A 9,887-nucleotide genomic window follows, 5' to 3' on the forward strand; every position below is an offset into this window, starting at 1 on the left:
TCGACGGAAAGGACCCATCGTGCAGCACGACACCGCGGGCACCACACGTGAGGAGATCCGACAGGCGATCGCCGTCGTGATCGGCCTGGACGCCGCAGCCATCGGCGACGACGCCAACCTGGTCCAACTCGGACTCACCTCCCTGCAACTGATGCGGCTCGTCAACGGCTGGCGTCGCGCCGGGATGAGCGTGCGCTTCGGTGACCTCGCCGCCGCGCCCACCGTGACCGCCTGGTCGCAGCAGCTCGCCGGCGCCGTCACCGCGCCCTGACCCGACCGCCGTACGAGCAGCGCCCCCGGCCACCGGCCGGGGGCGCTGCTCGTACGGCACGACCGGTCACCCGGCCGGCTCACCGAACCACGACTTGAGCGCGCCGGACAGCCCCTCGGCATCCGAGACGGGATCCCCGGCCCAGGCGACGTGACCGTCCGGACGCACCAGGACGGCATCCGCCAGGATCTCGTCGGTGGGCTCCGCGCGAACCGCGTCGATGCGGTCGCCCAGCGCCGCCAGGGTGCGCCGGGTCGGCACCGGCGTGCGGCCACCGAGGTCCAGGTAGACGCCGCGTCCGGCATGGTGCAGGTCGGCCACCGAGGTGGATGTCACCGCGCCCCCCGCCGTACCGGCCAGCGGTCGGACGCCGGCCAGCGGCACGTGCGGCAGGCGGCGGCCCACCGGAACCGGGCCGCACGGCTCCACCCCGACGTCGTAGCGGACGTCGAGCCCGGTCGACAGCTCCAGCAGGTAGGTGTTCACCTGGGGCAGCCGCAGCAGCTCGGCGAACAGGCCGCGCAGCGGTGTCACCCGGTCGATCGGGTGGATCAGGGCGAGCTGCGCGTCGGTGGCATCCGCCGCGCGTACCGCCTGCGGGTGACGCTCCTCGTGGTAGGTGTCCAGCAGGCCGGGCCGGCCCCAGCCGGACAACTCCGCGGCGAGCTTCCAGCCCAGGTTGACGGCGTCCTGCAGACACAGGTTGAGCCGGAGACCGGCCAACGGATAGAAGGTGTGCGCCGAGTCGCCGGCCAGGAAGACCCGGCCGCTGCGCATCCGTTCCGCCGTCCGGGTCTGCCCGCCGTAGCGGCGTACCCAGCGCACCGGCGCGGCCGGCAACTCCGCGCCGGTGAGCCGGGCGACCGCCGCGCGCAGCTCGGCGGTCGTCGGCGCGGTGTCGGCGGGAGGCGCGACGTCGAACTCCGCCGTGATGACCCGCAGCAGCTCCGGCCCGACCGGCACCGCCGAGTAGACGCCCCCGCCGGGGCAGAACCGCGACCCACGGTGCTCCGGGGCCAGTTCCGCGACGGCGATCTCGACGTCGGCCACCAGACCGCAGTTCGCCGGACCCGCGCCCGGGAAGGCGATGCCGGCGGCCGCGCGCACCGTGCTGTCCTCACCGTCGGCCGCCACCAGGAAGCTGCCGTGCAGGTGGTACCCGCCGTCGGGGGTGCCGACCCGGACCCGTACGCCGTCGTCGTCCTGGGTGAAGGCCGTCACCCGGTGGCCCCGACGCACGTCGGCCCCACGGGCCACCGCGGCCTCGTCGAGCCGCCGCGCGATGAACTGGTGCCCGAGCAGCATGGCCGGCAGATGCCGGCCGGAGAGCGCCGACATGTCCAGCCACATCAGCGAGAAGTGCGTGCCCTGCACGGGGGAGACGTGCCCGCGCAGCCCGGCGAGCAGGCCACGCTGGTCGAGCAGTTCGGCGGTGGTGGTGTTGATCGCCTGCCCGGGTGACTCGTCGGTCAGGGCGGGGTCGCGCTCCAGCACGACGACGTCGATCCCCCACAGGGCCAGCTCGTGCGCCAGCATGAGCCCGGTCAGGCTCCCGCCGGCAATGATCACTGGTGCGGTCATGTGCGACTCCTTCAGCCGATGCCGAGTTCGTTGTCGATCAGGTCGAAGATCTCGTCGTCGGTCGCCGTCGAGATCGCGGTCACCTCGTCACCGGTGTCCGCCACGAGGGCGGACCGCTGCTCCTCCACCCGGTCGAGGAAGCCGGCCAGCCGGCCGGACAGCCGGCCCATCGCCGCGGCCGACGGCGCCGCCGCCGACAGGTCGGAGGTCAACCGGTCCAACTCGGCGAACAGCACCGCGAACGGGTCCTGCTCCTGCGGTGTCAACCGGTCCCCGAGGTGCCGGGCCAGCTGTGCCGGGCTCGGGTGGTCGAAGATCAGGCTGGCCGAGAGCCGTAGCTGGGTAGCCGTGGCGAGCCGGTTACGCAGTTCCACCGCCGTGAGCGAGTCGATGCCGAGGTCCCGGAACTGCCGCTCCGGGGCGATGCCTGCCGCCCCGGCGTGCCCCAGCGTGATCGCCGCGTTCTCGCAGACCAGGGTCAGGAGCAGGTCGTGCCGGTCGGCGTCGGTGAGCCCGGCGAGCCGTTCGGGCAGCGGCCGGACCGCCGCCGGCGCGTCCTGCGGCGACGCGTCCACGCCGACCGGTCCGGTCAATGCCCGGAACAGCGGCGCGAGCAGCCCGTCGCGGGCCCGCGCGGTGAGGGTGGGCAGGTACAGCCCCATCGCGACGGTCACCGGTTGGCCCAGGGTGACGGCCGCGTCGAGCGCCGCCAGGCCGTCGGCGACGTCCATCGGCCGTACGCCGATCCGGCTGAGCCGCTGCAGGTCCTGTTCCTGCAGGCCGGCCCCCATCCCCGACTCGGTGTGCCACAGGCCCCACGCGATCGTCGTGCCGGCCAGCCCCATGGTGTGCCGGTGGTGCGTCAGCGCGTCCTGGAACGTGTTGGCGGCGGCGTAGTTGGCCTGACCGGCGTTGCCGAGGGTGCCGGTGGCGCTGCCGAAGACGACGAGATTCACCTCGGGGTGGTGTTGGAGTGCGGTGTGGAGGGCGTGGGTGGTGTCGATTTTGGCGGTGAGGGTGGTGTGGAGGGTGTGGGGGGTTTGGGTGGTGAGGGGGGTGTCGTGGAGGGTGCCGGCGGTGTGGATGACGGTGGTGAGGGGGTGGGTGGTGGGGAGGGTGGTGAGGAGTTGGTGGAGTTGGTGGGGTTGGGTGGGGTCGTATTGGGCGGTGGTGGTGGTTGTTCCGTGGGTGTGGAGTTCGGTGGTGAGGGGGGTGAGGGTGTCGGGGTTTCCTCGGGTGGTGAGCAGGAGGTGGTGGTGGGGGTGGGTGGTGGCGAGGTGTCGTGCGGTGTGGGTGGCGAGGGCGCCGGTGGCGCCGGTGATGAGGATGGTGCCGCGTTGCGGCCGGGGGGCGGGGATGGTCAGTGCGATCTTGCCGGTGTGGCGGGCCTGGCTGAGGTGACGCAGGGCGTCGGGGGCGTTGGTGGCGGGCCAGCAGGTGACGGGTAGGGCGGGGAGGGCGTTGGTGGTGATGAGGTGGGTGAGGGTGGTGAGGAGTTGGTTGATGCGGGTGGGTCCGGCGTCGAGGAGGTCGTAGGGCTGGTAGGTGAGGTGGGGGTGGGTGGTGGTGATGGTGTGGGGGTCGCGGATGTCGGTCTTGCCGATCTCCAGGAAGGTGCCCCCCTCGGCCAGCAGCGCGAGGCTGGTGTCCACGTGCGCGTGGGTCAGCGTGTTCAGGACGACGTCGACACCGTCGGGATCGGTCTGCCGGATGCGATCGCCGTACGCCGTCGTCCGGGAGTCGTGGATGTGGGTGGCGGGGACGCCGAGGGTCGCCAGGGTGGCCTGCTTGGGCGCGCTCGCGGTGGTGTGCACGGTGGCACCGAGGTACCGGGCGTAGTGCAGGGCGGCCATCCCGACCCCGCCGGTCGCGGTGTGCAGGAGGAGCCGCTGACCGGCCCGCAGGTCGGCCAGGTCGGTCAGGCCGTACATGGCGGTCAGGTAGACGATCGGCAGGACCGCCGCCTCGACGTCGCTGAGCCGGGCCGGGGTCCGCACCAGATGACGGTGGTCGGAGACCGCCACCGGGCCGGCGCAACCCTCGGGGAACAGCCCCATCACCCGGTCGCCGACCGAAAGCCCGGTGACCTCGGAACCGACCTCCGTCACGACGCCGGCACCCTCGCCACCGATCTGCGCGTCGTCGCCCGGGTAGAGCCCCAGCGCGATCATCACGTCCCGGAAGTTCAGGCCCGCCGCGCGCATCGAGACCCGTACCTCGCCGCCGGCCAACGGGCGGTCCCCCGCGGGCGACGGCACCAGCGCCAGGTTCGCCAACGTGCCGCGGCTCGTCACGTCCAGCCGCCAGTTGCCACCCCCGTCCGGGGGTTGCAGCACGGCCGCCGACTCGGCGACCGGCACCAGCCGGGGGACCAGTGTGGTGTCGTCCCGGACCGCCGCCTCCGGCTCCGGACCGTCCACCGCCGCCGGTAGCGTCGCGTCCGCCGGGCCGGGCAGGTCCAGCAGGGCGAACCGGTCGGGGAACTCGGCACGCGCCGACCGGATCAGACCCCACACCGTGGACGCCGGCAGATCCTGGATCTCCGGCCCGGTCCGGGTGGCGACCGCCCCCCGGGTGACCGTCACCAGCCGGTGGTCGCCGAAGGCGGGCTCGCCGACCCACCGCTGCGCCAGCCCCAGCGCCCGTTCGGCGACCTCGTGGGCGAGGGCCACGACCTCGTCCGCCGGACGTGGCGCGGCCCGGTCGATCGCCGGCCCCGGCCCGCCGTCGGTCACGCAGGTCACCATCGTGTCGGCCGGGACCGCCGTGCCGGCGGCGATCGCCGCCGCCAGCGCGTCCAGGTCGGGGTGGACGGTGACGTCGCGGCCGGCAGTGCGGAGCGCGTCGGCCAACCCCAGCGGGTCGACGCCGACCACGTGCACGCCGGACGGCTCCGCCGCCGGGCCGGCCTCCTGCGGCACCCACTCGACCCGCATCGGTGTGACCGGGGCTTCCGTGGCGGCCGACCGGTCGGCCGTGAACGGCCTGGTGGTCAACTCCTCGACGGTGATCACCTCGGCGTCGTCGGGGTCGGTGGCGACCAGCCGCACCGCGTGTTCGGAGAGCCGGGTCAGCCGCACCCGCAGGGCGCTGGCGCTGCGACCGGTCGCGCGCACTCCGCCCCAGGAGAACGGCACCCGCAGCGGGCCGTCGAGGTCGGCCGGCGTCGCGATCAGCGCGTGCAGCGCCGCGTCCAGCAACGCCGGGTGGACGACGTGCCCGTCGACCTCGGTCCCGTCGGGGAGGCTGACCTCCGCGTACAGCTCGTCGCCGTGCCGCCAGAGTGCCCGCAGGTTACGGAAGGTCGGGCCGTAGGCGTAGCCGTGGTCGGTCAACCGCGCGTACAGGCCGGAGAGGTCGACGGCCTGTGCCCCCGGTGGCGGCCAGGCGCCCGGCGGGGACGCGGGCTCCGGTGCCGGTTCGGGGTTGATGGTGGCGGTGGCGTGGGTGGTCCAGGTGGTGGTGGTGCGGGTGTGGATGGTGAGGGTTTGGTGGCCGGTGGGGGTGGGGGTGGTGAGGTGGAGGTGGAGGTGGGTGGGGGTGTGGGGGTGGAGGGTGATGGGGGTGTGGAGGGTGAGGTCGGTGGTGGTGGGGGTGTGGGGGTTGGTGGTGTGGAGGGTGAGGTCGAGTAGGGCGGTGGCGGGGAGGATGGTGGTGTTGTTGATGGTGTGGTGGTGGAGCCAGGGGTGGGTGGTGGTGGTGAGGGTGCCGGTGTGGTGGGTGGTGTGGTCGGGGGTGGTGATGGTGGTGGTGAGGAGGGGGTGGGGGTGGGTGGTGTGGGTGTGGGGTTGGGGGTGGAGCCAGTAGTGGTGGTGTTGGAAGGCGTGGGTGGGGAGGGTGGTGTGGGTGGGGGTGTGGTCGGTGGTGGGGGTGGGTGGGGTGGTGTGGGTGGTGTGGTGGGTGGCGATGGCGGTGGTGAGGGTGTGGTTTTCGGGGTGTTTGGGGTGGAGGGTGGGGGTGAAGGTGTGGCCGGTGGTGTGGGTGTGGGGGGCGGTGGTGGTGAGGGTGGTGTCGGGGCCGAGTTCGATGTGGTGGGTGGGGGTGTTGGTGAGGTGGGTGAGGGCGTGGTGGTAGCGGACGGGTTGGCGGATGTGTTGGGTCCAGTATTCGGGGGTGGTGATGTGGTGGGGGTCGGCGGGTTGGCCGGTGAGGGTGGAGAGGAGGGGGGTGTGGGGTTGGTGGTAGGTGAGGGTGGTGGCGGTGGTGTGGAAGGCGTCGAGGATGGGGTCCATGTGGTGGGAGTGGAAGGCGTGGCTGACGTTGAGGCGGGTGGTTTTGTGGTGGTGGGTGTGGAGTTGGTGGGTGAGGTGTTCGATGGCGTCGTGGTCGCCGGAGATGACGAGGTGGTGGGGGCTGTTGATGGCGGCGATGGTGAGTTGGTGGGGGTATTGGGTGAGCCATTGGGTGGCTTGGGTTTCGGTGAGGTTGGTGGCGAGCATGGCGCCGCCGGGGGTGGCGTTTTGCATGTGGTGGCCGCGGGCGGCGACGAGGGTGCAGGCGTCGGGGAGGGTGAGGATGCCGGCGGCGTGGGCGGCGGCGATTTCGCCGACGGAGTGGCCGATGAGGTAGTCGGGGTGGATGTTGTGGTGGGTGAGGAGGGCGTGGAGGGCGGTTTGGAGGGCGAAGAGGGCGGGTTGGGCGTAGCGGGTTTGGTGGAGTGCGGGGTGGTTGGTGAAGACGAGGTCGTGCAGGGGGATGTCGAGGTGGGGGTTGAGGTGGGTGGCGCAGGTGTCGAAGGTTTCGGCGAAGGCGGGGTGTCGGGTGTGGAGTTCGGCGCCCATGTGGGGGCGTTGGGAGCCTTGGCCGGTGAATTGGAAGAGGGTTTTGGTGGTGGTGGCGTGGCCGGTGGCGGTGCCGGGGTGGGGGGTGTTGGTGGTGATGGCGTTGAGGCCGGTGAGGAGGTCGTGGAGGGTGTGGCCGGTGATGGTGGCGCGGTGGGGGTGGCGGGTGCGGGTGGTGGCGAGGGCGTGGCTGATGTGGTGGGGGGGTTGGGGGTGGTGGGTGAGGTGGTCGTGGAGGCGTTGGGCCTGGTCGTGGAGGGCGTCGGGGGTGTGGGCGGTGACGGTCCAGGTCAGGAGGGTGTCGGTGGGGGTGGGTTCGTCGGGGGTGGTGGGTTGGGGTTCGGGTTGTTCGAGGATGAGGTGGGCGTTGGTGCCGCTGATGCCGAAGGAGGAGATGGCGGCGCGGCGGGGGCGGTCGTGGTGGGGCCAGGGTCGGGTGGTGGTGAGGAGGGCGACGTTGCCGGTGGTCCAGTCGACGTGGGGGGTGGGTTCGTCGATGTGGAGGGTGGCGGGCAGGAGGCCGTGGTGCATGGCGTGGGTCATTTTGATGACGCTGGCGATGCCGGCGGCGGCTTGGGTGTGGCCGATGTTGGATTTGATGGAGCCGAGCCAGAGTGGGGTGTCGGGGTGGTGTTCCTGGCCGTAGGTGGCCAGGAGGGCGTGGGCTTCGATGGGGTCGCCGAGGGTGGTGCCGGTGCCGTGGGCGTCGACGGCGTCGATGTCGGCGGCGGTGAGGCGGGCGTTGGTCAGGGCGGCGCGGATGACGCGTTCCTGGGCGGGTCCGTTGGGTGCGGTCAGGCCGTTGGACGCGCCGTCCTGGTTGACCGCGCTGCCCCGGATGACCGCGAGGACGCGCCGGCCGGCCCGACGGGCGTCGGACAACCGCTGCACCACCACCACACCCACACCCTCGCCCCAACCGGTGCCGTCCGCGGACGAGGAGAACGCCTTGCACCGGCCGTCGGGCGCCAGACCCCGCTGACGGCTGAACTCCACGAAGGTGGTCGGGGTGGCCATCACCGCGACCCCGCCGACGAGCGCCGCCGAGCACTCCCGCTTACGCAGCGACTGCGCGGCCAGGTGCAACGCCACCAGGGACGACGAGCAGGCGGTGTCCACCGACAGCGCCGGCCCCTCCAGGCCCAGGGTGTAGGCGATCCGGCCCGAGGCGAGGCTCGCGAGGCTGCCGTTGGCGACGTAGCCCTCGAAGCTCTTCGGCGCCGGTCGTAGCCGGGAGCCGTAGTCGTTGTACATCACCCCGACGAAGACGCCGGTGTCGGTGCCCCGCAACGCGTCCGGAGCGATACCCGCCCGCTCCACCGCCTCCCACGACGTCTCCAGCAACAACCGCTGCTGCGGATCCATCGCCAACGCCTCACGCGGCGAGATCCCGAAGAACTCCGCGTCGAACCCACCCGCCTCGTGCAGGAAACCACCCTGCCGCGTGTACGACCGACCCACCGCGTCCGGATCCGGATCGTAGAGACCCTCCAGATCCCAACCCCGACCCTCCGGGAACCCACCCACCGCGTCGCGAGCCTCGACCACCAGGTCCCACAACTGCTCCGGCGAGACCACCCCACCCGGAAAACGACACGCCATACCCACGATCGCGATCGGCTCCCGGTCCTGCTCCTCCACCTCGGCGAGGCGGGCGCGGGTCTGCCGCAGATCGACGGTGGCACGCTTGAGGTACTCACGGAACTTGTCTTCGGAGTTCGACACGGGACAGGCCTTTCCGGGTGCCAGGAATGTGGGAACCCGGCCCACGCGCCCGGTGGGCGGGCTGTCGAGCGAAGGGGCAGGACGTCAGTCCCGCTCGTGCACGGAGATGGCGTTGCTCGGGCAGTGCCGGGCGGCGGTCCGGGCCTCCTCGTACCGGTCCGCGGTCGGCTCGGCGACCAGCACCACGGCGATGCCGTCCTCCTCGCGCTGGTCGAACAGGTCGGGGGCGGCGAGCACACACTGACCCGAGCAGCAGCACTGCTCGTCGTCGACGCTCAGGCGCAGGGAACTCACCAGGTCACCTCCAGGGAGTGCAGGCCGTACACGGTGGCCTCCTTGAACGGCTGCTCCTCGGGGGAGGTCAGCAGCTTCATGGCGGGCAGCCGGGCGAGCACCGTGTCGTAGACGATCTCGAGCTCGGCGCGGGCCAGGTTCTGCCCGAGGCACTGGTGCACGCCGTAGCCGAAGGCGACGTGGCCACGGACGCCGCGCCGGAAGTCGATGGTGGCCGGATCGGCGAAGACGTCGCCGTCGTGGTTCGCGGCGGCGGCGGAGGCGACGAAGCCCTCACCGGCGCGCACCCGGTCCGCACCCAGGTCGATGTCGGCCAGGGCGACCCGGGCGGTGGGGTAGTCGACGATGCTGAAGTAGCGCAGCAGCTCCTCGACGGCGTTCGGGGTCAGGGTGGGATCGTCGGTCAGCTGCGTCGCGAGCCGCTCGTCACGCAGCAGCGCGAGCAGACCGAGGGAGATCATGCTCGCGGTGGTCTCGTGACCGGCGAGCAGCAGCAGCATCGCGAACCCGGTGAGCAGTTCGTGGTCGTAGCAGTCCGCCGCCCGGTACTTCACCGACAGGCGACCCAGCAGGTCGTCGTCAGGGTCGCCGTCCTTGCTGGTGACCAGGTCGCCGAGGAAGGCACGCAGCGCGCCGAACGACTCCTGCCGCTGCTGCGGGCTGCTGGAGCGGGCAAGCAGCACCTCGGTGTGCCCCTGGAAGACGTCGCGGGACCCGTACGGGACGCCGAGCAGTTCGCAGATCACCAGGGAGGGGACCGGCAGGGCCAGCTCCCGTACCAGGTCCACCGGGCGGGTCTCGATCGCCAGCAGCGCGTCGATCCGGTCGTCGACGATCTGCTGGATGCGGGGCCGTAGCTGCCGGATCCGGTGCACGGTGAACTCGGCGGCCACCATCCGCCGGTGCAGCGAGTGCTCCGGCTGGTCCATCGAGAGCAGGAAGCCCTTCTGTGCGAAGGCCTGCACGTTGGCGACGGTCGCCGGGAAACCGGGGTGGGCCCGGTTCGCGCTGGTGGCGGGGTGGCCGAGCAGCGTACGGACGTACTCGTGGCTGGTGGCCAGCCATGCCGTGTTGCCGTCCTGGAGGGTCACCCGGGACAACGGCCGTGCGGCCCGCAGCTCGGCGTACTCGCGTGGTGGGGAGAACGGGCAGGTACGGGGCATGGGGAATGCCGGTGCGCCCGGAACGCCGTCTTCGGTCATGCCGGGAACCTAGGGACGGACTCTAAATTCGCC

4 protein-coding genes and 1 pseudogene are annotated in these 9,887 nt (G+C 72.1%); 1 reads left to right on the top strand and 4 read right to left on the bottom strand.

Going from position 1 to position 9,887, the window contains the following annotated elements; all coding sequences use genetic code 11:
• The first annotated feature begins 19 nt into the window (after positions 1-19).
• Positions 20-271, top strand: coding sequence for a phosphopantetheine-binding protein (locus ACN268_RS30805; RefSeq protein ID WP_421486537.1), 252 nt, complete (start codon positions 20-22; stop codon positions 269-271).
• Positions 272-337: 66 nt separating this feature from the next.
• Here ACN268_RS30805 and ACN268_RS30810 read toward each other — a convergent pair whose 3' ends face one another.
• The 4 genes and pseudogenes from ACN268_RS30810 to ACN268_RS30825 form a co-directional block, all read right to left on the bottom strand.
• Positions 338-1,852 carry an FAD-dependent monooxygenase gene (locus ACN268_RS30810; protein WP_421486538.1) on the bottom strand — a complete coding sequence of 505 codons (1,515 nt, stop codon included), beginning with the start codon at positions 1,850-1,852 and terminating at the stop codon, positions 338-340.
• 11 nt (positions 1,853-1,863) lie between these two features.
• Positions 1,864-8,346 (bottom strand): annotated as a pseudogene (locus ACN268_RS30815) (SDR family NAD(P)-dependent oxidoreductase); the annotation flags it as partial.
• A 96-nt stretch (positions 8,347-8,442) separates the two neighbouring features.
• Positions 8,443-8,652, bottom strand: coding sequence for a ferredoxin (locus tag ACN268_RS30820; protein WP_307826481.1), 210 nt, complete (start codon positions 8,650-8,652; stop codon positions 8,443-8,445).
• Positions 8,649-9,854 (bottom strand): cytochrome P450, encoded by a 1,206-nt coding sequence (locus ACN268_RS30825; protein ID WP_204928633.1) that lies wholly within the window; start codon positions 9,852-9,854, stop codon positions 8,649-8,651. Before ACN268_RS30825 ends, ACN268_RS30820 begins: the two co-directional genes overlap by 4 nt.
• Positions 9,855-9,887 lie beyond the last annotated feature (33 nt).

It is taken from the genome of Micromonospora sp. WMMD735 (assembly GCF_049178995.1).
Taxonomy (GTDB): domain Bacteria; phylum Actinomycetota; class Actinomycetes; order Mycobacteriales; family Micromonosporaceae; genus Micromonospora; species Micromonospora wenchangensis.